This is a genomic window from Pseudodesulfovibrio karagichevae (genome assembly GCF_041414475.1).
In the GTDB taxonomy this organism is placed as follows: Bacteria; Desulfobacterota; Desulfovibrionia; order Desulfovibrionales; family Desulfovibrionaceae; genus Pseudodesulfovibrio; species Pseudodesulfovibrio karagichevae.
This window is the reverse complement of record NZ_JBGLYH010000051.1, coordinates 1-21,787: the sequence shown is the minus strand read 5'-3', so window position 1 is coordinate 21,787 and position 21,787 is coordinate 1. Positions and strand designations below refer to the sequence as shown.

The following is a 21,787-nucleotide window of genomic DNA, read 5'->3' as shown; positions in this document are numbered from 1 at the left end:
GTCAAATAGGGAGAACATCAAGGCCATTGCCATCCCACCCCCTTTGCCCTAGGCTGGCTTCCCATGTCCGCATCAGGCGCAACACCGCGCGAAATCCTCTCCTCGGTCTTCGGCTATCCCGAGTTCATCGGGCTCCAGGAATCGATCATCGACCACGTCATGCAGGGCGGGGATTCGCTGGTGCTCATGCCCACGGGCGGGGGCAAGTCCCTGTGCTACCAGATCCCGGCCATCCTGCGGCCCGGCGTGGGCGTCTGCGTCTCCCCGCTCATCGCGCTCATGCAGGACCAGGTCCAGGGGCTGACCCAGATGGGCGTGCGCGCCGCCTGCCTCAATTCCGCCCTGGACCCGAACACGGCCTACGACATCGAGCAGATGGCCCTGTGCGGCCAGCTCGACCTGCTCTACGTGGCCCCGGAACGCCTCTGCCGCCCGGGCTTCCTGGACATGCTCGCCCGCTGCAACCCGGCCCTGTTCGCCATCGACGAGGCCCACTGCGTATCCCAGTGGGGCCACGACTTCCGGCCGGAGTACACCCAGCTGTCGGTCATCAAGGAGCGCTTCCCGGACGTGCCGCGCCTGGCCCTGACCGCCACGGCGGACAAGCCCACCCAGGCGGACATCGTCAAGAATCTGCAGTTGGAAAACGCGCGGGTTTTCGCCACCGGGTTCGACCGGCCGAACATCACCTACACGGTGGTGCCCAAGAAGAACCCCACGCGCATGCTGAAACGGTTCATCGAGGAGAACCATCCGGGGGACGCGGGCATCGTCTACCGGCTGAGCCGCAAGAAGGTCGAACAGACCGCCGAATTTCTGCGGAAGAACGGGTACAACGCCCTGCCCTACCACGCCGGGCTGTCCTCGGCCGAGCGGTTCAACAACCAGGAACGGTTCATGCGCGAGGAGGGGGTGATCATGGTCGCCACCGTGGCCTTCGGCATGGGCGTGGACAAGCCCAACGTGCGCTTCGTCTGCCACCTGGAGCCGCCCAAGTCCCTGGAGGCCTACCACCAGGAGACGGGCCGCGCCGGTCGCGACGGCCTGCCCGCCTCGGCCTGGATGTGCTACGGCATGCAGGACATCGCCATCCTGCGCTCCATGATCGACTCGGGCGAAGCCGTTGATACGCGCAAGCGCATCGAGCACGCCAAGCTCGGCTCGCTCTTCGCCTTCCTGGAGACCGCGTCCTGCCGCCGCCAGGCCCTGCTGGGCTATTTCGGCGAGCACATCGAGCCGTGCGGCAACTGCGACAATTGCCTGAGCCCGGTGGACACCTACGACGGCTCGGTCATCGCCCAAAAGGCGTTGTCCAACATCTTCCGCACCGAGCAGCGCTTCGGGGTCAACCACCTGGCCGGGGTCCTGACCGGCGCGAGCACCGACCAGATCGTCCGCTTCAACCACGACCGGGTGTCCACCTACGGCATCGGCGCGGACATGACCCAGGACGAATGGAAGTCGGTCTACCGCCAGCTGCTGGCCGCCGGGTTGTGCTCGGTGGACCTGGAGCGGTTCAACGCCCTGACCCTGAACGAGCGCTCCTGGCCCATACTCAAGGGCGAGAGGCCGGTGCGCCTGCGCAAGGACCCGGCCCTGCCCAAGCGGGACAAAAAGAAGAAACGCCGCGCCCCGGTCCTGGCCGAGGACATCCTGACCAACTGGGAGGCCGAGGCGCTGTTCGAGCGACTGCGCGACCTGCGCCTGTCCCTGGCCGAGACCCAGTCCGTGCCGCCCTACGCCATCTTCGCGGACAAGACCCTGCTCGAGTTCGTGCGCTTCCGGCCGCGCGACATGGAGGAGTTCGCCTGCATGAGCGGGGTGGGCGCGAGCAAGCTGGAACGTTTCGGCGAGACCTTCCTGGAGAGCCTCCGGGCCCACGAGGAGGAGCACGGCCGCCCCGACACTATTCCGGAGATTCCCGAAGAGGTGCGCGAGGCCAAGAAACGGGAGGCGAGCGAAAAGCCGGACTTCACGGCCACGGCCCAGTCCACCCTGGACCTCTTCCTGGAACTCGGCGACGTGGACGCCGTGTCCGAGGCGCGCGGGCTCAAGCCCTCGTCCATCTGGCGGCACCTCATCCTGGCCGTGAACATGGGAAAGATCGACTACTGCCGTGTGGCCAACCTGCCGGACGAGGAGCGCGAGCGAATCGAGGCGGCCCTGGGCGAGTACCGCGCCAAGGGCGTGACCGCCATGACCCCGGTCTTCGAGGCGCTTGGCGGGGCGTACCCCTACGACCTGATCCGCCTGGTGGCCGCGGGCCTGAACCGGGCCTAGCGCGCCAGCTCGAACTTCTGCTCGGTGACGACCGGGCCCCAGCCGTCGCCCGCAGCCTCCTCCGTCAGCACGAACCCGTTGCGCTCGTAGAGCTTCCTCGCCGCGTGCAGTCCGGCGAAGGTCCACAGGTGGACCGACGCGAAGGCCCGTTCGCGGCAGAATTCCAGAGCCCGCCCGAGAAGGCGCGCGCCCACGCCGCGCCCCTGCATGGCCTCGTCCACGATGAACCAGCGCAGCCGCGCGCTGTCGCCGTACCGGGTGCCGTCCACGGCCACGGCCCCGGCGAACGCGCCTTCCGCCTCCGCCCACCAGAATCCGTCCCGATCCGCGTCGAATTCGGCCGTGAACTCGGCCAGTTCCCGCGCCACCTGAGCCTCGAACCGGGCGTCGAAATTCCAATGCGCCGCGTAGTATTCGGCGTGCAGCCGGACCACGCGCTCCTCGACGCCGGGCCTGTATGTATGAATGATAATGGGTTCCATGGCCGGACCATGGGGCAAAAAGGTTGACTTTGTCAACTAAATATTCGAGGATGATTCCATGACCAACTCCACCGAAATCGACCGTTTCCGGCATTTCAACCGATTCTACACCAACTACCTCGGCCTGCTCGGCAACCACCTGTACGAGAGCCCGGTGAACCTGAGCGAGGCGCGCGTCCTGTTCGAGCTGGACCGCTGCCCCGGCGCGTCCGCCCGCGACCTCAGGGACCGGCTCGGCCTGGACAAGGGCTACGTCAGCCGCATGGTGAAACGATTCGTCCGCCAGGGCTGGGTGGAGGAGCGGGCCTCGGCCGAAGACGGCCGGGTCAAGGAGCTGCGCCTGGCTCAGCCCGGCGACGCGCTCATGGCCGGGCTGCACCGGGCCGCCGCCGAGCAGGCGGACCGCGCCCTGGCCGCTCTCGCACCGGCCGAGCGCAAACGGCTGCTCGACGCCATGGCCGCCATCGAGTCCGTCCTGTCCCGGTAAATATACCCCCCACCCCTTGCCAAAGCGGCCTCAAGTGTCCATATTGGGACTACATTGAAAAGGGTTATCAACATGAAGAAAGCAACGGCACAGGTAAAGGGAATGCATTGCGCGTCCTGCTCGGCGCGCATCGAGAAGGTGGTCGGCAACATGGACGGCGTGGACGACGTCGCCGTGAACCTGGCCGCCGAAACCATGGCCCTGTCCTTTGATCCGGACACCGTGTCCACCGACGAGGTGGGCAAGAAGATCAAGAATCTCGGGTTCGAAGCCGAATTCGACGAGGAACGTGAACCGGTGGCGGGCGGCCTGACCGCCCTGGACCTGAACATCGGCGGCATGAGCTGCGCCTCCTGCTCGTCGCGCATCGAGCGCGTGGTCGGCAAGCTCAACGGCGTGGACACGGCCGCGGTCAACCTGGCCGCCGAGACCGGCAAGTTCGTCTTCGACCCCTCCCTGGTTTCGCGGCGCGAGATCCGCGACGCCATCAAGAATGCGGGCTTCACCTCCGAGGTGCGCAGCGAGGAGGGCAACCTCTTCGAGAAGCGCCGCCAGCAGGCCGAAGAGCGGCTGTCCGCCCAGAAACGGGCGCTCATCCCGGCCTTCCTCTTCGCCCTGCCCCTGCTCATCCTGTCCATGGGCCACATGTGGGGCATGCCCCTGCCCGTCTTCCTCGACCCCGCGCACTCCCCGGCCGCCTTCGCCGTGGTCCAGCTGCTGCTGACCCTGCCCGTGGTCTGGTCGGGCCGCAATTTCTATCTCCACGGCGTGCCCGCGCTGCTCCGGGGCGGCCCGGACATGGACTCCCTGGTGGCCATGGGCACGGGAGCGGCCTTCCTCTATTCCCTGTGGAACACCCTGGCCCTGGTCTTCGGCCTGGGCGACCCGCACGTCCTGGCCATGGACCTCTACTACGAGTCCGCCGCTGTGCTCATCGCCATGATCTCGCTGGGCAAGTATTTCGAGGCCCGCAGCAAGCTCAAGACCTCGGACGCCATCCGGGCGCTCATGCAGCTCGCCCCGGACACGGCCACCCTGCTCAAGGACGGCGAGCAGGTGCCCATCGCCGTGGCCGAGGTGGAGCCGGGCGACCTGCTGCTGATCAAGCCCGGCGAGCGCATCCCGGTGGACGGCACCGTGACCGACGGGCGCTCCTCGGTGGACGAGTCCATGCTCACCGGCGAGCCCATGCCCGTGGGGAAAAAGGCCGGGGACACCGTGGCGGGCGGCACCCTGAACACCTCGGGCGCGCTGACCATGCGCGCCGACCGCGTGGGCAACGACACGGTGCTGGCCCGCATCGTCCGGCTCGTGCAGGAGGCCCAGGGGTCCAAGGCCCCCATCGCCAACATGGCCGACCGCATCAGCTTCTATTTCGTGCCCGCGGTCATGCTCACCGCGCTCGTCGCCGGGCTCTGCTGGTACTTCATCGGCCAGGCGGGCTTCCCCTTCTCCCTGCGCATCTTCGTGGCCGTCATGGTCATCGCCTGCCCCTGCGCCATGGGGCTGGCCACGCCCGTGTCCATCATGGTCTCGGCCGGTCGCGGCGCGCAGCTCGGCGTGCTGATCAAGTCGGGCCGGGCGCTCCAGGAGGCGGGCAGCCTCGACACCGTGGTCTTCGACAAGACCGGCACCCTGACCCACGGACGGCCCGAGGTGGCGGCCATGACCATGGTCCGGGGCACCATGGCCCAGACCGAGGCCGTCTACCTGGCCGCCTCGGCCGAGAGCCAATCCGAGCACCCCCTGGCCCAGGCCATCGTGCGCCACGCCAAGGACAAGAACCTCGACTTCCCCGCGCCCGACGAGTTCGAGGCGATCATGGGCAAGGGCATCCGGGCCAAGGTCGGCTACCGCGAAGTGCTCATCGGCAACTGGGGATTCATGCAGGAACACGGGCTGAATTTCGGCGAGGACGGCTTCGCCAAGGAGGCTGTGGGCCACTACGAACAGCAGGGCGCGACCGTGGTCTACTTCGCCTCGGACAACAAGCTCAACGCCCTGTTCGCCATCGCCGACGAGATGCGCGAGGAGACCCCCGCGGTGATCTCCGCCCTGAAGAAGGCCGGGCTCACCCCGGTCATGCTCACCGGCGACAACGAGACCAACGCCCGGGTCATCGCCGAGCGCGCGGGCATCGACGAGGTCATCGCCGGGGTCCTGCCCGACCGCAAGGCCGAAGAGGTGGCTCGGCTTCAGGCCGGAGACCGCAAGGTGGCCATGGTCGGCGACGGCATCAACGACGCCCCGGCCCTGGCCAAGGCGGACATCGGCATCGCCATGGGCTCGGGCATCGACGTGGCCGTGGAGTCCGGCGACGTGGTCCTGATGCACTCGGACCTGCACGCTATCCTGACCGCGCTGAACCTTTCCCGCGCGACCATGCGCAACATCAAGCAGAACCTGTTCTGGGCGTTCGCCTTCAACGTCATCGGCATCCCGGTGGCCGCGGGCGTGCTGCACATCTTCGGCGGCCCCACCCTGAACCCGATGATCGCGGGAACGGCCATGGCCATGAGTTCGGTGACCGTGGTGTCCAACGCGCTCAGGCTCAGATTTTTCAAGGGTTAGTACACAACCAAAAGGAGTCAATCATGGCAACGGTGAAAGTCAAAGGCATGAGCTGCCAGCACTGCGTGAATTCCGTAACCGAGGTGATGGAGAAACTGGGCGCCAAGGACGTGTCCGTCGATCTCCTGACCGGCGACGTGAAATACGAGGAACCCGCCCCCATTGACAAGAAGGCCATCAAAGAGGCCATCGACAAGATCGGTTTCGAATTCGTGGACTAGCATTGGACCGGGGGAAGCCTCCGGCGGCCAGGGCGCTGCCCTGGACCCGGCAGGGAGCAAAGCCCCCTGCACCCCCATCGCTCGCTGCGCTCGACGTGCGGCGACGAAAGGCCGCGACGGGAAAGCCTTCCGCCGTGCCGGTGTGCGATTCGAGTCAGATAAAACGGATGGGACGGCGTGCTTCTTCACGATAAGAAGTGCGCCGTTTTCTCTGCCACGAATCGCGGTTATTTTTTGAAGAGGACAAAAGGAAAAAGGACGCCCTCCCGCTCTTGCACGCCCCTGCCGAAGGCACACAAAAAGTTTTGAAAGGGAATCCAGAGGGAAAACTTTTTCAAAAGTTTTCCCTCTGGCCGATCACTGCTGTCCTCATCCGTAGGGCTCGAAGACTCGCCAACGGCTGGAGGCCCGGAGACATTCCTACTCTTCCAATCCCGGCAGCAGGCCCTGTTCCGCGCCTTCCAGGCGGAGCAGGGCTTTTTTCATGGCGATGCCGCCCGAGGCGGAGAAGCCGGTCATGGCCCCGTTCGCGCCGACCACGCGGTGGCAGGGGTAGAGCACCGGGAACGGGTTGGCCCCCATGGCCCGGCCCACGGCCTGCGCGCCCTTGGGGCGGCCCAGGACGGCGGCCATCTGGCCGTAGGTCCGGGTGGTCCCCGGCGGGATGCGGCGCAGCTCCTCGATGGCGGCCCTCTGAAATTCGCTCATGCCCGAAAAATCGAACGGCAGGTCCGGCCAGACCGGGGCCTGACGGGCCTCGTAACGAAGGAGCGCCGCCTTGAGTTCCACGGCGGCTGCGGACAGGGATTGGGTCTCGCGCACGTCGTCGGCCCAGGCCACCTCGATGCGGCGGACCAGCCCGCCGCGCCAATCAAGGCGCAGGCCGAAGCGCTCGCCCCGCACCCATTCGCCGCAGTTCCCGGTCATCGCTCCCCCCCGCCGCCCTCGTCGAACCACTCGGGCGGGCCGTCCTCCGCCCCGTTCAGCTTGCCTTGCCAGATGTCGCGCGCTTCGAAGTGGTCGCGGATGGCGTTGTGCACCCGGCGCATGTTGCCCGCCCAGGCCGGGGCGACCAGTTCGCCCGAAGCCGGATTGCCGTTCAGGCGGTGGACGACCACGCGAGGATGCAGGCGCATGACCGCCTCGCCCAGCCAGTCCAGGTATTCGGCCTGGGTGGGCGGGACGTAGCGGCCCTCGTCGAACCAGCGGGCCAGGCGCGTGCCCCGACAGACGTAGGCGTTGTGGAACTTGATGCCGCCCACCGGCAGCGCGCCGACAAAGGCCACGGTGTCGAGCAACTCGGCGAGCCCCTCGCGGCCGCCGGGCGCGGGCAGGCCGGCCATGACGTGGGCCACCACGGTCAGGCCGCGTTCTGCGGCCGCCTGCGCGGCTGTGGCGAACGCGGCGGCGTCGTGGCCCCGGTTGATGTGCTTGAGCGTCGCGTCGCTCGATGATTGCAGACCGAGCTCCAGGAAGACCTCGGCCAGGCCGAACCGCTCGCGGCTGGCGGCCAGCAGGTCGAGCTTTTCCGCGTCCAGGCAGTCGGGCCGGGTGCCGAGCGCCAGGCAGGTCAGGCCGGGCAGATCGGCAAGCCCGTCCAGGGCTGCGGCCAGCCTGGCGGCCGGACCGTGGGTGTTGGAATAGGACTGAAGATAGGCGGTGAACCGGGACAGGTCGTGTTTCTTCACGTGAATGTCACGCCAGAAATCCCATTGTTCCCGTATGGATAGTCCCCGGTCGAGCATGCCCGACCCCGAGCCCTGCGGGTTGCAGAACACGCAGCCCTCGGCGGACAGGGTCCCGTCCCGGTTCGGACAGGAAAAACCGGCGTCCAGAGGGATCTTCTGGACCCGTTCGCCGAACCGTCGGCGGAGGTGGGCGGACAGGCGGTGGATGCGGATCATGATTTTTTTAGAAAAACTTGAGAAAAAAATGGCAAACCATGACTGGCGTATTGCTAGACCTGGTTTCATTTGGTACGAATCTGCAGTTCATAATGTACGCTAGCGCACTTCCCCCCCATTGGAAAGCGCGTTTCACGCATAGGTTTCTGACTAATTTTCGAATTTCGAACGGGGTGTACATGGGTAACCTACTCAACAGAATCATCGGCTCATTCTCCAACGACCTGGCCATCGACCTGGGCACGGCCAACACCCTGGTCTACGTCAAGGGCAAGGGCGTCATGCTCTCGGAGCCGTCGGTGGTGGCGGTCAAAAAGGATTCGCGGGGCGGCAAGACCGTCCTGGCGGTGGGCGCGGAGGCCAAGAAAATGCTTGGCCGCACGCCCGGCAACATCGTGGCCATCCGGCCCATGAAGGACGGCGTCATCGCCGACTTCGAGGTCACCGAGGCCATGCTTCGACATTTCATCTCCAAGGTCCACAACTCGCGCCGCCTGGTCCGGCCACGGATCATGATCTGCGTGCCCACGGGCATCACCCAGGTGGAGAAGCGGGCGGTCAAGGAATCGGCGCAGTCCGCCGGTGCCCGCGAGGTCTACCTGATCGAGGAGCCCATGGCCGCAGCCATCGGCGCGAACCTGCCGATCACGGAACCGACCTCGAACATGATCGTGGACATCGGCGGCGGCACCACCGAGATCGCCGTCATCTCCCTGTCCGGCATCGTCTACGCGCGGTCCGTCCGCATCGGCGGCGACAAGATGGACGAGGCGATCATGCAGCACGTCAAACGCAAGTACAACATGCTCATCGGTGAATCCACGGCCGAACAGATCAAGATCCACATCGGGTCCGCCTATCCCCTGGGGGATGAGGAGCCGATCATGGAGGTCAAGGGCCGCGACCTGGTCACCGGCATCCCGCAGAACCGCCCCATCACCGCCGAGGAGGTCCGCGAGGCCATCTCCGAGCAGGTCGAGGGCATCGTTCAGGGCGTGCGCATCGCGCTGGAGCAGACCCCGCCCGAACTGGCGGCGGACATCGTCGACCGGGGCATCGTCCTGACCGGCGGCGGCGCGCTCCTCAAGGGGCTCGACCAGCTGCTGCAGCACGAGACCCAGCTGCCCATCACGGTGGTGGAGGACCCGCTCACCGCGGTCGTGCTCGGCTCCGGCAAGGCGCTCGACAATATCGACCTGTACAAGGACATCACCACCGACTAACGGGCGATATGGTCAAACACCGGTTATCCGAAAGCGCACGATTGCCCGAAGCCGCAATTGTGCGCTTTCATAAGTTTGCAGGGAAGGACGCATGAGAGGACTCAAGAAGATCGCCATCCTCATCGTGGCCTGTCTTTTCGTGTACCTGTCCCTGTTCACCTGGAACCTGCGCACGGGCCACCTGGACGCCCTGTCCGCCCACACCGGGCTGGACATCTCCGGCATCATCCTCAAGCCGGGCATCTGGGTCGCGGAGCAGGTCTCCGGCTTCTGGCACCGCTACATCTATCTGGTGGGGTTGAAGCAGGACAACGACACGCTGCGGGAAGAGGCCGCCGACCTGCGGCGGACCAACATGCTCATGGGCGCACAGGCCCGCTCCGCCGCACGGCTGGAAGCCCTGCTCGGCTTCCGCCCGCCCGAGAAGTGGACCTTCTCCGGGGCCCGGGTCATCGGCCAGCGCATGGGCCCGGCGGGCGCGCTGGACACCGTGGTCGTGGACAAGGGCAAGGCGTCCGGGGTGACCGACGACATGCCCGTGGCCTCCCTCAAGGGGCTGGTCGGGCGCATCCTGCGCTCGGGCGCGGCCACCTCCACGGTGCTGCTCCTGACGGACCCCAACTCCCGCATCGCGGTCATTGGGGCCGGCAACCGCTCGCCCGGCATGCTCTCGGGCCAGGGCTACGGCGAGCCGCTCCAGCTGCGCTACGTCAACCAGAACGCGCCCGTGGACCCCGGCGAGCTGCTGCTCTCCTCCGGGCTGTCCGGCATCTACCCCAAGGGACTGCCCGTGGCCAAGGTGACCAAGATCAGGCGGTCCGACATTTCCCTGTTCCTGACGGTCCAGGCCGAGCCCCTGGTGGACGTGGCCGGACTCGAAGAGGTCCTGCTCCTCAGCCGCGAGCCCGAGGCCGCCGTGGAGGCCGGGACCGGCAACGCGGCCGTGCCCGGAGCCCAGGCCGGACCCGCGCCCGAAGCCGGGCCGGGATCCGGGAAGGAGGACGCGAGCGGTGCTGCCGACCAATAGCGCTTTGGCCGTGCTCTGGTGGGGGGCCTACACCGTCCTCGGCGTATGGGCCCAGCGGACCGTGCCGGGCATCGACGTCTTCGCCCCGGCCCTGATCGTCTCCCTCCAGGAGGAGAGCGGGCAGCGCAGCACCTTGCTGGCCGTCATCTGGATTCTCCTGATCGAGGGCACGGGCAACCTGCCCTTCGGCTACGGCCTGGCCTGGTACGGGTTGCTGGCCGTCGCCTTCTTCGCCGGGCGCTGGCTTTTCGAGGCCCGCTCCTATCTGTTCATGGCCCTGCTCGGCCTGTGGGTGGGCCTGCTCCATCCGGCCCTGATCTACGGGCTGTCCTCCCTGGCCAACCTGGAGGTGCCCATGCGGCCCATCCTGATCCAGGGCGCGATCCAGGCCGTGGCCTTTCCCGTGATCTGGTTCCTGGCGGACCGTTTCTTCCCCGCGAGGTTGCGTCAGGATGTCAGACCTCTATAACGAATCCGAACAACAGGCCCCGCGCTCGGGCCTGCTCCTGCTCCAGGCGCTCATCCTGGGGCTCTTCTGCCTGTTCGCCGTCCGGCTGTGGTACCTCCAGATCCACCGCAGCGAGGAATATCAGATCAAGGCCCTGGAAAATCAGCTGCGCCAGGAGTCCATCCCCTCGCCGCGCGGGCTCATCCGCGACCGCAACGGCGACCTGCTGGCCGTGAACGAGCCCGCCTACGCGCTGGGCATCATCCGCGAGGACTGCCCGGACGTGGACCGCCTGGTCCACCAGATCGCGCTCTGGACCGGCAAGGACTACTTCGATCTCAAGACCCTGTACAACAAGAACCGCAAGCGGGTGAAACCGTTCGAGCCGCTGATCGTGGTCCCGGACCTGACCTTCGCCCAGCTGGCCCTGGTCGAGACCAACAAGCTGCGCTGGCCCGGCCTGGAGATCCAGTTCCGGCCGCGCAGGCTGTACCGCTACGGCACCCTGCTCGCCCACGTGCTCGGCTACGTGGCCGAGGCGGACGAGGAGGACATGGCCAAACGGCCCGAGCTGGCGCTGGGCGACTACGTGGGCAAGCAGGGCATCGAGTTGATGCTCGAGGACCGCATGCGCGGCATCAAGGGGCTGACCCAGTACCAGGTGGACGTCAACGGCAGGCGGCTCAAGGAGCGCATCCTCAAGCATCCCCAGGCCGGGCACGAGATCTCCCTGTCCATCGACCTGGGCCTGCAGAAGCTGTGCATGGACTGGCTCTCCGAGGAGGCGGGCGGCGTGGCCGTCATGGACGCCGACACCGGCCAGCTCTGGGCCCTGGCCACGGCCCCGTCCTACGACTCCAACGATTTTTCCTCTGGCCTGTCCTCCAAGCAGTGGGCCAAGCTGCGCGACGACCCCCTGCACCCCATGCAGAACCGGGTCATCCAGTCGGTCTACCCTCCCGGCTCCATCTTCAAGCACGTGGTCGCCGGTGCCGGGCTGCACTACGGCATGGTCGACCCCAAGGAGACCGTGTTCTGTCCCGGATTCATCAAGCTCGGCCGCCGCATCTTCCGCTGCTGGCGACGGGGCGGCCACGGCAACGTGGACATGAACCGCGCCCTGGTGGAGTCCTGCGACGTCTATTTCTACAAGCTCGGCAAGAAGCTCACCGTGGACCGCATGGGCGATTTCGCCAGGGCCGTGGGCTTCGGCGAGAAGACCGGCATCCGCCTACCCCATGAGAAGGCGGGCAACATCCCCGACCGCGAGTGGAAGCTCAAGCGGTTCGGCGAGGCATGGCAGGGCGGCGACAACCTGAACATGGCCATCGGCCAGGGGTTCACCCTGGTCACGCCGCTCCAGGTGGTCCGCTTCTTCGCGGGCATCGCTAACGGCGGCAAGCTGCTCAAGCCCCTGCTGCTCAAGGACGAGAAAGCCGTGGTCCAGTCGGACATCCCCCTGCGTCCCGACCAGATGGAGCTGCTCCGCCAGGCCCTGGTCGACACCGTGGAGGACCCCCACGGCACCTGCCGCCGCATCCGCACCAAGGGCGTGATCGTGGGCGGCAAGACCGGCACGGCCCAGGTGGTCCGGCTGACCGACGAGCTCAAGGAGCTCAAGGACGACCAGATCCCGTACAAATTCCGCGACCACGCCTGGATGGCGGCCATCGCCGAAAAGGACGGCCGACGGTTCGCCATCGCCTGCCTGGTGGAGCACGGCCTGCACGGCGGCTCCGGGGCCGGCCCCATCGTCAAGGCGGTCATCGACTACCTCTTCCTGGACAAGGTCACGCCCAAGCCCGAGGAGCGGAAGGCCGAGGCCCGGGCCGTGCGCGCCCTGTCCCTCAAGCACAAGGAGAAGCGCCATGCCGATTGACCGCAGGCTGCTCTTGTATATCAACTGGCCGCTCTTCGGCCTGGCCGTGATCCTCTTCCTCATCGGCGTGCTCAACCTCTATTCGGCCAGCGGCACCCGCCTGGAAGCGGGCATGAACATGGCCCCCTTCTACCACCGCCAACTGCTCTGGGGGCTCATGGGGCTGTTCGGCATGCTCGTCTTCATGTTCTTCGACTACCGCCACCTCAAGACCCTGGCCTGGCCCCTGTTCTGGACCACGGTGGTCCTGCTCGTGGCCGTGTTCTTCGCGGGCAAAACCATCTACGGGGCGCGCCGCTGGCTCGACCTCGGGTTCATGAACTTCCAGCCCTCGGAGCTGGCCAAGATCGCCATCCTCATCGTGGGCGCGCGAATACTGTCCCGGGAGCGGGAGCCGCTGAATTTCATTCGCCTGGCTTACGTGTTCGGCGTGGGCCTGGTCCTGGCCGGACTGATCATCAAGCAGCCGGACCTGGGCTCGGGGCTGTCCATCCTGATGATCCTGGGCGGCATGATCCTCTACCGGGGTGTGACAGCCAGGGTCTTCAAGACCTGCCTGGTGGCCATCCCCTGCCTGCTGCCCCTGTCCTGGTTCTTCCTCCACGACTACCAGAAGCAGCGCATCATGACCTTCCTGGACCCGACCACCGACCCCCTGGGCGCGGGCTACCACATCATCCAGTCCGAGATCGCCATCGGCTCGGGCGGGTTCTGGGGCAAGGGATTCCTGGAGGGGACCCAGTCCCAGCTGCGCTTCCTGCCGGAACGCCACACGGACTTCGCCGTGGCCGTCTTCGGGGAGGAATGGGGCTTTGTCGGGACCATGATTCTGCTGACCCTGTTCTGCATATTTCTTTACCAGATGGTGGTCATCGCCCGGGACGCGCGCGGCCTGTTCGGGTCCTACCTGGCGGCCGGTGTGTTCTTCTATTTTTTCTGGCAAATCCTGATTAATACGGGTATGGTCCTCGGGCTGATGCCAGTGGTCGGCATACCGCTTCCGTTCATCAGTTACGGGGGCAGCGCCACCCTGGTGAATTTTTGCCTCGTCGGGCTCGTGCTCAACGTGTCAATGCGCCGGTTCCTGTTCAAACAGGCCTAAGCGGCACGCAACAAGCCCCTTTTTTCACAACCAGGATTTCGCAGGAGCGGATTTTCATGGCCAGAGATGAGATCAATGCGTTTTTGGGGGCGGGAACCAACTATCACGGCAAGTTGCATTTCCAGGGCGCGGTGCGCATCGACGGCAACTTTCAGGGTGAGGTGGTTTCCGAAGGAACGCTGGTCATCGGTCAGGACGCCGTGGTGGACGGCCAGGTCAAGGTCGGCCAGCTGGTGCTCTCCGGCAGGATCAAGGGTGAAGTAGAGGCAAAGAACAAGGTTGTCCTGCACAAGACCGCGAATTTGCAGGGCAATATCAGGACTCCGGTCCTGGTCGTCGAGGAAGGCGCGGTTCTCGAGGGCGAACTCGTCATGGGCAGCCTGGACACCGTCACCAACGCAAAACCGGAAAAGGATTCCGATCCGTCCTGACCGGTTTTGAAGGCGTGAATTCGAGGGGGTTCAAAGGCAAAAAGCCTTTGACACAACCCGCGAAATTGGGTAATTCCCAGTGACTTTGCGCCAAAATTCACAACCTCATCGGGGGCATTTGGTATGGTTATACCTGACAAAACAATTTTTATCCAAGGTCTGAACTTCGTTGTCATGATCTTCTTGCTGAATGTCGTGCTGATCCGTCCGATCCGCGAAATCATCAAGAAGCGCAAGGGGTTGATGGCCGACCAGCTGGAGAAGATCGAAAGCTTCAACGCCAGCGCCAAAGAAAAAGTGGCCGGCTACGAAGCCCAGCTGACCGAGGCGCGCAAGGAGGCCGGAGAAATCCGGAATGCCGCCAAGGAAGAAGGCGTGGCCGAGGAACAGGCCATGCTGGCCGAGGCCGGCAAGGAGGCCTCGAGCCTGATCAAGGCCAACCGCGCCGAGATCCAGTCCGAGGTCAAGGTTGCCATGGAGCAGCTGACCAAGGACGTGTACGACTACGCTGAGCAGGCGACAGGCAAGATCCTGGGCCAGGCTTAGACAAGAGGAGGGTTTCATCTTGAAACGGACGTATGTGTTTTTTGCGGTTCTCATGACCGCCCTGGTTGTCTCCTCTGTCGCTTTTGCCAATGAAGGTGGGGCCCCTCACGCGCTCTTCACGGCCGAAAACGTGAAGAACTACGGGCTGCGCCTCCTCAACTTCCTGATCTTCATCTGGCTGCTCTACAAGCTCGGCGGCTCCAAGGTGAAGGACTTCTTCGTCGGACGCCGCGACGGCATTAAGCAGGATCTGGACGACCTGCAGTCCCGTCAGGTGGAGGCCGAAAAGAAGCTCAAGGAAGTCGAGGCGAGCATCGCCAACATGGCCCAGGAAAAGCAGCAGATTCTGAACGACGCCAAGGCCCAGGGCGAGGCCATCAGGACCGCCATCATCGAAAAGGCGAAGCATGATGCCGCCGCGCTGACCGAGCAGGCGAAGCGCACCGCTTCCAACGAGGCGCAGGCCGCCGTCGAGACCATCCGCGCCGAAATGGCCGAGATGGTTGTGGCCGCCGCCGAGAAGATCGTTGCCGAGAAGCTGAGCGCCAAGGATCACGACAAGCTCGTGGATGACTATTTAACAAAGGTGGTGCTCAATTGATCGGTAACGTAGTTTCCCGCCGTTACGCCAAGGCCCTCTTTGCCGTCGGCGCCGCCAAGGGCGAGGCCGAACAGGCGAAATACGGCGAACAGCTGGCTGCCATCAGCGCTTCCATCGAGGGAGCTCCCGAGGCCATGGCCTTCTTCCGCAACCCGGCCTTCAGCGCCGAGGAGAAGAAGTCCGTCGTGACCCAGCTGGTCGAGAAGATGTCGTTGGAACCGATGGTCAAGAACTTCTGCGACCTGCTGGCCGACCGCGGCCGGGTCGAGATGCTCCCCGCCATCGCCGCCGACTACAAGGCTATGATGGATGCCGTCTCCGGCGTCGTCACCGGTGAACTCATCACGGTGAGCGAACTCAACGAGGAAAGAAAATCTGCAATCCAGGGCAAACTGGAGAAACAGGCCGGCAAAAAGCTGGAACTGTCCTTCTCCACCGACGAGTCCATTCTCGGCGGGATCGTCCTCAAAGTCGGGGACAAGGTCATGGATGCCAGCCTCAAGGCTCAGCTGCAGATTTTGAAAGAAAATATTAAAAGGGGTGAGTAGGGCAATGCAGATCAAAGCAGAAGAAATCAGCAAAATCATTCAGGACCAGATTCAGAATTACGAATCTCGTGTTGAAATGAGCGAGACCGGCACCGTCCTCTACGTGGGTGACGGTATCGCGCGCGTGCACGGCGTTGAGAACGTCATGGCCATGGAGCTGCTGGAATTCCCCGGCGGCCTGATGGGCATGGTCCTCAACCTGGAAGAGGACAACGTTGGTGTCGCCCTGCTGGGCTCCGACACCGGCGTCAAGGAAGGCGACCCGGTCAAGCGTACCGGCCAGATCTACTCGGTCCCGGTCGGCGACGGCGTCATGGGCCGCGTGGTCAACCCGCTGGGCCAGCCCATCGACGGCCTGGGACCCATCGAGTCCACCGAGACCCGCCCGGTCGAAATGAAGGCTCCCGGCATCATCGCCCGTAAGTCCGTTCACCAGCCCTGCTACACCGGTCTCAAGGCCATCGACGCCATGACCCCGGTTGGCCGCGGCCAGCGCGAACTGGTCATTGGCGACCGCCAGACCGGCAAGACCGCCGTCTGTGTCGACGCCATCCTGGCCCAGAAGACCACCGACGTGCACTGCTTCTACGTGGCCATCGGCCAGAAGAAGGCATCCGTCGCCCTGGTCGCCGACGTGCTCCGCCAGCACGGCGCCATGGAGTACACCACCATTGTTTCGGCCACCGCTTCCGAGCCCGCGCCGCTGCAGTTCATCGCCGCCTACACCGGCGCGACCATGGCCGAGTTCTACCGCGACAACGGCAAGCACGCCCTGATCTGCTACGACGACCTTTCCAAGCAGGCCACCGCCTACCGCGAAATGTCCCTGCTGCTTCGCCGCCCCCCGGGACGTGAAGCCTACCCGGGTGACGTCTTCTACCTGCACTCCCGCCTGCTCGAGCGCGCCTGCAAGGTCAACGACAGCCTCGGCGCCGGTTCCATGACCGCCCTGCCGGTCATCGAAACCCAGGCCGGTGACGTGTCGGCGTTCATCCCGACCAACGTTATCTCCATCACCGACGGCCAGATCTACCTGGAGCCCAACCTGTTCCTGTCCGGCGTCCGCCCGGCCATCAACGTCGGCCTCTCGGTCTCCCGCGTCGGTGGTTCCGCCCAGATCAAGGCCATGAAGCAGGTGGCCGGTACCCTGCGTCTCGACCTCGCCCAGTACCGCGAGCTGGCGGCCTTCGCCTCCTTCGGCTCCGATCTGGACAAGGCCACCCAGGCCAAGCTCAACCGCGGCGCCCGCATGGTCGAGCTGCTCAAGCAGCCCCAGTACAAGCCGCTGACCGTCCAGGAACAGGTCGCCGTGCTGTACGCAGGCACCCGCGGCTTCGTTGACGAAGTGCCCATCGAGGCCGTCATTCGGTTCGAGGCCGAGTTCCTCGAGTTCATGCGCAGCGCCAAGTCCGCCGTTCTCGACGCCATCGCCGAGAAGGAGAAGATCGACGACGCCGTCGAAGCCGACCTCAAGGCCGCTATTGAAGAGTTCAAGAAAGGCTTCAGCGCTTAACTTAAGGGGTAGTTGAATGGCTTCGTTAAGAGACGTCCAGAACCAGATCACTGGCGTCAAGAAAACCAAGCAGATCACCAAGGCCATGAATATGGTGGCCTCGGCAAAACTGCGCAACGCACAGGAGCGTATTGAACGCTTCCGTCCGTATGCGAACAAGTTTTACGAGATGCTCGGGGACTTGGCGGCCGGTGCAGACGAATCGGTGCATCCGCTGCTGGAAGTCCGGGAGGAAGTAAAGACCGTGGGTATCATGGTCGCCACCTCCGACCGCGGCCTGTGCGGCGCGTTCAATATCAATATCATCAACACGGCCAAGAGACTGGCCCGGGCCAAAGCGGCCGAGGGCAAGACGGTCAAGGTCTGGTGCATCGGCAAGAAGGCGCGCGACGCCTTCCGCAAGCTCGACTACGAGATCGTGCGCGCCGAGGCCGACGCCATGACCACCTTCGACTTCACCCTGGCGGCCAGCGTCGGCAACGAGCTCATCGCCGGGTATGTCTCGGGAGACCTCGACGAGGTCCATGTGTGCTTCGGCGAATTCCAGAGCATGGCCAAGCAGCCGCCCGTCGATCTGACGGTCCTGCCCATGGCCGCCCAGGAAGAGGCCGAGGGACAAGGCGAATCCGGGGCCACCGGAGACTACTTGTACGAACCGTCCGTAGAGGGCCTGCTGGCCGAGCTTCTGCCTCGGTTCATCAAGGTCCAGGTCTACCGCGGCCTGCTGGATACCTCGGCATCCGAGCACGCGGCCCGCATGGCGGCCATGGATAACGCCACCAAGGCGTGTGACGAACTGACTGGCAGCCTGACCTTGCTCTACAACAAGACAAGACAGGCCGCCATCACTGGCGATCTTATGGACATTGTCGGCGGCGTGGAAGCGCTGAAAGGATAAAAGGGGGCTATGAAAAATGGCTAATACTGGTAAAATCGTTCAGGTAATCGGCGCCGTTGTCGACGTCGAATTTGCCGAAGGGAATCTTCCCAACATTCTGTCTGCGTTGGATATTAAAAACCCCAACAACACGGACGCACCTAACCTGGTCTGCGAAGTCGCTCAGCATCTGGGCAACAACGTGGTCCGCACCATCGCCATGGACGCCACCGAAGGTCTCGTCCGCGGCATGGAAGCGGTGGATACCGAATCTCCCATCACCGTTCCCGTCGGCTCCGGTTCCCTGGGCCGCATTATGAACGTCGTCGGCGAGCCCGCTGACGAAATGGGCCCGGTCCCCTGCGAAAAGCGTCTCCCCATTCACCGCGAAGCCCCCGCCTTCACCGAGCAGTCCACCAAGGTCGAACTGCTCGAGACCGGCATCAAGGTCGTTGACCTGCTCATCCCGTTCCCCAAGGGCGGCAAGATGGGCCTGTTCGGCGGCGCCGGCGTCGGCAAGACCGTTATTCTCATGGAGATGATCAACAACATCGCCAAGCAGCACGGCGGCATCTCCGTGTTCGCCGGTGTTGGTGAGCGCACCCGTGAGGGCAACGACCTCTACCACGAAATGAAGGAAGCCGGCGTTCTGGAGAAAGCCGCCCTGGTCTACGGCCAGATGAACGAGCCTCCGGGAGCCCGTGCCCGCGTCGCCCTGACCGCCCTGACCTGCGCGGAATACTTCCGTGACGAAGAAGGCCAGGACGTGCTGCTGTTCGTCGACAACATCTTCCGCTTCACCCAGGCGGGCGCCGAGGTTTCCGCACTGCTCGGCCGCATGCCTTCCGCGGTTGGCTACCAGCCGACCCTGGGCACCGACCTTGGTAAACTGCAGGAACGCATCACCTCGACCAACAAGGGTTCCATCACCTCGGTCCAGGCCGTTTACGTGCCCGCCGATGACTTGACCGACCCCGCGCCGGCCACCACCTTCGCGCACCTTGACGGTACCCTGGTTCTGTCCCGTCAGATCGCCGAGCTGGGCATCTACCCCGCAGTCGACCCGCTGGACTCCACTTCCCGCATCCTCTCCCCGGACGTCCTGGGCCAGGAGCACTACACCACCGCCCGTGAAGTCCAGTCCGTGCTCCAGAAGTACAAGGATCTGCAGGACATCATCGCCATTCTCGGTATGGACGAACTGTCCGACGAGGACAAGCTGACCGTCGCCCGCGCCCGCCGCGTGCAGCGCTTCCTGTCCCAGCCGTTCCACGTGGCCGAGGTCTTCACCGGCGTCGCCGGCGTGTACGTCAAGACCGAGGACACCGTTAAGGCGTTCCGCGACATTCTGGACGGCAAGTACGACGACCTGCCCGAGCAGGCCTTCTACATGTGCGGCCCGATTGAGGAAGCCATCGAAAAAGCCAAGCAGTAAGCGAGGTAACTCATGGCCACTATGAAGCTTGAAATTGTCACTCCCGACCGGAAGGTTCTTTCCGAGGACGTGGAATACGTGGGCGCGCCCGGCATCATGGGCGAATTCGGCGTACTGCCGAACCACGTGCCCTTCCTGTCCGCTCTCGGGGTCGGCAATCTTCACTACAAACAAGACGGCAAGGCGTACTACGTCTTCGTCTCCGGTGGCTTCGCCGAAGTCAGCAACAACCAGGTCACCATCCTGGCCGAGATTGCCGAGAAGGCCACCGAGATCGACGTGGAACGCGCCATGAAGGCCAAGGAACGCGCCGAACAGCGCGCCCAGGCCGCCAAGGAAAAGATCGAGGCCGCCCGCAACCAGGCAGCCCTGAAGCGCGCCATCACGCGCATCAACTGCAAGTCCAACGGACAGGGCGCAGGCACCTGCTAACGACGATCCGTTCCGAGACCCGATAACAAGAGGGCGGTTCCGCAAGGAACCGCCCTTTTTCATGTGCTTTGCGCCCCCGGCCCCCCATCCCCACCTTTTCCCAAACTTTTTGTGGACCTTCGGCAAGGTTGGAACAGGTCTGATTACCTGTCCTCTTCTCCCCTAAAAAACGCGATTTCGGGCAGAAAAAAGCGTGCTCTCTTCCGCGAAGAAGCACGCTGTTCCATCCCTTTTTCCTGCCCGAAATCGCCACCCGGCACAGCGGAAGACGTCCCTGGCCAGCCTTCCGTCCCGGCGCCCCGAGCGCCGGAGGCATTCCCCGTCAGTCCGCCTTGATTACGACAGGCCGAGCTTGACCTTAAGCGCGTCCCAGACCCGGTCCGGGGTGAGATCGCGCATGCACTTGAAGTGGCCCTCGGGACATTTTCTCGGGCCGTGCAGGCCGCAGGGGCGGCAGGCCAGCCCGTCGTTTTCCAGGACAGTGGAGTTGTCGCCGCGCGGGAAGAACCCGAGGGCCTTGACGGTCGGGCCGAACAGCGCCACCAGGGGCACGTCTTGGGTCCAGGCCAAGTGCATGGGACCGGAATCGTTGGTCAGATAGGCGTCGAGCCTGCCCAGATAGGCGGCCAGTTCCGGGAGCGAGAGCTGCCCGGCCAGGTTGGTCACCCTGTGCGGATCGGCCTTGGCCAGGTCGATGACCTGCGCGGCCACCGCCTCCTCGCCCGGCCCGGCAAAGACGAGCACGTGCGCGCCATCGTTCGCGGCGCGGCGGACGATCTCGCCGAAACGTTCCACGGGCCAACACTTTGTCGGCCAGGTGGAGCCGGGATGGACGCCGAGCACCGGCCGGTCGAACCCGAAGGTCTCCCAAAAATGATCGGCCGCCTGCCGAGCCTTCTCGGGCAGGACCAGCCGCGCCTCCGGGGCGGGCCCGCCGATGCCCAGCGGCCGGACCAACTGCATGAGCCGCTCGATCTCGGCCAGCTCGGTGAACCGCCTGTCCACGGTCTCGGTGTAGGCCAGCCGGTTGTACCACGGCCGGTTGTAGCCGATGCGCCGCGTTATGCCCGTGGCCCCGGCCACCATGGCCGAGCGCAGGCTGGTGTGCGTGGAGATCCACAGGTCGAATCCCTCCCGGCCGAGCTCCCAGCCCAGCCGCACCGCCGCGTTCAACGATTTCTGCGCACCGCGCTTGGCAAAGGGCCGCACCTGCGCGATTTCGGGCTGCCCTTCGAACACGGACTGCACCCCGGAGCGCACGAAAAAATGGATCTCCGCGGCCGGATACCGGTCCTTCAACGCCCTGAGCAAAGGCAGGGTCAGGACCGCGTCGCCCAGGAACGCGGTCTGCCAGACGGCGATTTTTTTGTATTCCCGCATGGGGTGTAGGTGTATCCTGTCGGACAGGTTCAGGCAACATCTTGATCTGCGGACGGTCAACGGCTACTGTCTTCCGCAAGGAGCCCACCCATGAAATACATCATGTTCGAAGACTTTTCCGGCGCCGCCGTGCCCATCATCTTCCCCAGCCGCATCAATTTCGACGAGATGCGCGAGCAGATGCCGTACACCACCGCCCTGTCCGCCGGGTACATCACCCTGACCTCCGAAGGCGTGCGCTGCCACGGCCAGTCCAAATCCCTGCAACTCGAAGCCGGGCCCGAAGACGCCGCCATCATCCAGACCAAATTCGAAGACGCCGAGAGCTAAGATGCCTCCGGCGGCCGGGGGAAGGGGAGAGGGAAACCCTTTGTAAAGGGCTTTCCCTCTCCCCTTCCCC

General features: G+C 64.7%; 22 protein-coding genes. 18 read left to right on the top strand and 4 right to left on the bottom strand.

Translation table 11 applies throughout. From position 1 onward, the window contains the following. Positions 1-63 precede the first annotated feature (63 nt). The gene (gene recQ, locus AB6M95_RS15135; protein WP_371387585.1) at positions 64-2,280 is read left to right on the top strand and encodes a DNA helicase RecQ; all 2,217 of its coding nucleotides are present in this window, start codon (positions 64-66) and stop codon (positions 2,278-2,280) included. Here the strand turns inward: recQ and AB6M95_RS15130 are convergent. Then, positions 2,277-2,762 (bottom strand): GNAT family N-acetyltransferase, encoded by a 486-nt coding sequence (locus AB6M95_RS15130; RefSeq protein WP_371387584.1) that lies wholly within the window; start codon positions 2,760-2,762, stop codon positions 2,277-2,279. The genes recQ and AB6M95_RS15130 overlap by 4 nt on opposite strands. A gap of 58 nt (positions 2,763-2,820) precedes the next feature. On the opposite strand from AB6M95_RS15130, the gene AB6M95_RS15125 reads away from it, so the two are divergent. The 3 genes from AB6M95_RS15125 to AB6M95_RS15115 all read left to right on the top strand — a co-directional run bounded on the left by AB6M95_RS15125 (position 2,821) and on the right by AB6M95_RS15115 (position 6,041). Then, entirely contained in the window at positions 2,821-3,249 is a 429-nt protein-coding gene (locus tag AB6M95_RS15125; RefSeq protein ID WP_371387583.1) for a MarR family winged helix-turn-helix transcriptional regulator, read from the top strand. A 72-nt stretch (positions 3,250-3,321) separates the two neighbouring features. Beyond that, complete coding sequence (locus tag AB6M95_RS15120) at positions 3,322-5,820, top strand: heavy metal translocating P-type ATPase (RefSeq protein ID WP_371387582.1); 2,499 nt, start codon at positions 3,322-3,324, stop codon at positions 5,818-5,820. Between the two features lie 23 nt (positions 5,821-5,843). Beyond that, positions 5,844-6,041: a heavy-metal-associated domain-containing protein gene (locus AB6M95_RS15115; protein ID WP_371387581.1), complete on the top strand. Its 198-nt coding sequence runs from the start codon at positions 5,844-5,846 to the stop codon at positions 6,039-6,041. 420 nt (positions 6,042-6,461) lie between these two features. On the opposite strand, the gene AB6M95_RS15110 is transcribed toward AB6M95_RS15115, so the two are convergent. Then, on the bottom strand, positions 6,462-6,968 hold the full coding sequence (locus AB6M95_RS15110; protein WP_371387580.1) for a methylated-DNA--[protein]-cysteine S-methyltransferase: 507 nt from the start codon (positions 6,966-6,968) through the stop codon (positions 6,462-6,464). Next, on the bottom strand, positions 6,965-7,945 hold the full coding sequence (gene mnmL, locus AB6M95_RS15105) for a tRNA modification radical SAM protein MnmL/YtqA (RefSeq protein ID WP_371387579.1): 981 nt from the start codon (positions 7,943-7,945) through the stop codon (positions 6,965-6,967). The genes AB6M95_RS15110 and mnmL overlap by 4 nt, the downstream gene beginning before the upstream one ends. A gap of 179 nt (positions 7,946-8,124) precedes the next feature. Between mnmL and AB6M95_RS15100 the strand changes: the two genes are divergently transcribed. The 13 genes from AB6M95_RS15100 (at position 8,125) to AB6M95_RS15040 (ending at position 20,007) form a co-directional block, all read left to right on the top strand. Beyond that, the gene (locus AB6M95_RS15100) at positions 8,125-9,168 is read left to right on the top strand and encodes a rod shape-determining protein (RefSeq protein WP_066799352.1); all 1,044 of its coding nucleotides are present in this window, start codon (positions 8,125-8,127) and stop codon (positions 9,166-9,168) included. A gap of 91 nt (positions 9,169-9,259) precedes the next feature. After that, positions 9,260-10,195, top strand: coding sequence for a rod shape-determining protein MreC (mreC, locus tag AB6M95_RS15095; RefSeq protein WP_371387578.1), 936 nt, complete (start codon positions 9,260-9,262; stop codon positions 10,193-10,195). After that, the gene (locus tag AB6M95_RS15090; protein WP_371387577.1) at positions 10,179-10,664 is read left to right on the top strand and encodes a hypothetical protein; all 486 of its coding nucleotides are present in this window, start codon (positions 10,179-10,181) and stop codon (positions 10,662-10,664) included. The genes mreC and AB6M95_RS15090 overlap by 17 nt, the downstream gene beginning before the upstream one ends. Further along, complete coding sequence (gene mrdA, locus AB6M95_RS15085) at positions 10,648-12,522, top strand: penicillin-binding protein 2 (RefSeq protein ID WP_371387576.1); 1,875 nt, start codon at positions 10,648-10,650, stop codon at positions 12,520-12,522. The genes AB6M95_RS15090 and mrdA overlap by 17 nt, the downstream gene beginning before the upstream one ends. Beyond that, the gene (rodA, locus tag AB6M95_RS15080) at positions 12,512-13,624 is read left to right on the top strand and encodes a rod shape-determining protein RodA (RefSeq protein WP_371387575.1); all 1,113 of its coding nucleotides are present in this window, start codon (positions 12,512-12,514) and stop codon (positions 13,622-13,624) included. Before mrdA ends, rodA begins: the two co-directional genes overlap by 11 nt. 56 nt (positions 13,625-13,680) lie before the next feature. Next, the gene (locus tag AB6M95_RS15075) at positions 13,681-14,055 is read left to right on the top strand and encodes a bactofilin family protein (RefSeq protein WP_371387574.1); all 375 of its coding nucleotides are present in this window, start codon (positions 13,681-13,683) and stop codon (positions 14,053-14,055) included. 123 nt (positions 14,056-14,178) lie between these two features. Next, a complete protein-coding gene (locus AB6M95_RS15070; RefSeq protein ID WP_371387573.1) occupies positions 14,179-14,601 on the top strand; it encodes a F0F1 ATP synthase subunit B in 423 nt (140 codons plus the stop codon). Between the two features lie 19 nt (positions 14,602-14,620). After that, a complete protein-coding gene (gene atpF / locus AB6M95_RS15065) occupies positions 14,621-15,202 on the top strand; it encodes a F0F1 ATP synthase subunit B (RefSeq protein WP_371387572.1) in 582 nt (193 codons plus the stop codon). Beyond that, positions 15,199-15,750, top strand: a complete 552-nt coding sequence (gene atpH, locus AB6M95_RS15060; RefSeq protein ID WP_371387571.1) for an ATP synthase F1 subunit delta — start codon at positions 15,199-15,201, stop codon at positions 15,748-15,750. Before atpF ends, atpH begins: the two co-directional genes overlap by 4 nt. Before the next feature lie 4 nt (positions 15,751-15,754). Next, positions 15,755-17,263, top strand: a complete 1,509-nt coding sequence (gene atpA / locus AB6M95_RS15055; RefSeq protein ID WP_371387570.1) for a F0F1 ATP synthase subunit alpha — start codon at positions 15,755-15,757, stop codon at positions 17,261-17,263. A 16-nt stretch (positions 17,264-17,279) separates the two neighbouring features. Further along, positions 17,280-18,161 carry a F0F1 ATP synthase subunit gamma gene (locus tag AB6M95_RS15050; protein WP_371387569.1) on the top strand — a complete coding sequence of 294 codons (882 nt, stop codon included), beginning with the start codon at positions 17,280-17,282 and terminating at the stop codon, positions 18,159-18,161. A 16-nt stretch (positions 18,162-18,177) separates the two neighbouring features. Continuing rightward, positions 18,178-19,575 (top strand): F0F1 ATP synthase subunit beta, encoded by a 1,398-nt coding sequence (gene atpD / locus AB6M95_RS15045; protein ID WP_371387568.1) that lies wholly within the window; start codon positions 18,178-18,180, stop codon positions 19,573-19,575. Positions 19,576-19,587: 12 nt separating this feature from the next. Then, positions 19,588-20,007, top strand: a complete 420-nt coding sequence (locus AB6M95_RS15040) for a F0F1 ATP synthase subunit epsilon (RefSeq protein WP_371387567.1) — start codon at positions 19,588-19,590, stop codon at positions 20,005-20,007. A gap of 336 nt (positions 20,008-20,343) precedes the next feature. Here AB6M95_RS15040 and waaF read toward each other — a convergent pair whose 3' ends face one another. Then, positions 20,344-21,387, bottom strand: a complete 1,044-nt coding sequence (waaF, locus tag AB6M95_RS15035; RefSeq protein WP_371387566.1) for a lipopolysaccharide heptosyltransferase II — start codon at positions 21,385-21,387, stop codon at positions 20,344-20,346. A 90-nt stretch (positions 21,388-21,477) separates the two neighbouring features. Between waaF and AB6M95_RS15030 the strand changes: the two genes are divergently transcribed. Beyond that, complete coding sequence (locus tag AB6M95_RS15030) at positions 21,478-21,717, top strand: hypothetical protein (RefSeq protein ID WP_371387565.1); 240 nt, start codon at positions 21,478-21,480, stop codon at positions 21,715-21,717. Positions 21,718-21,787: the final 70 nt, after the last annotated feature.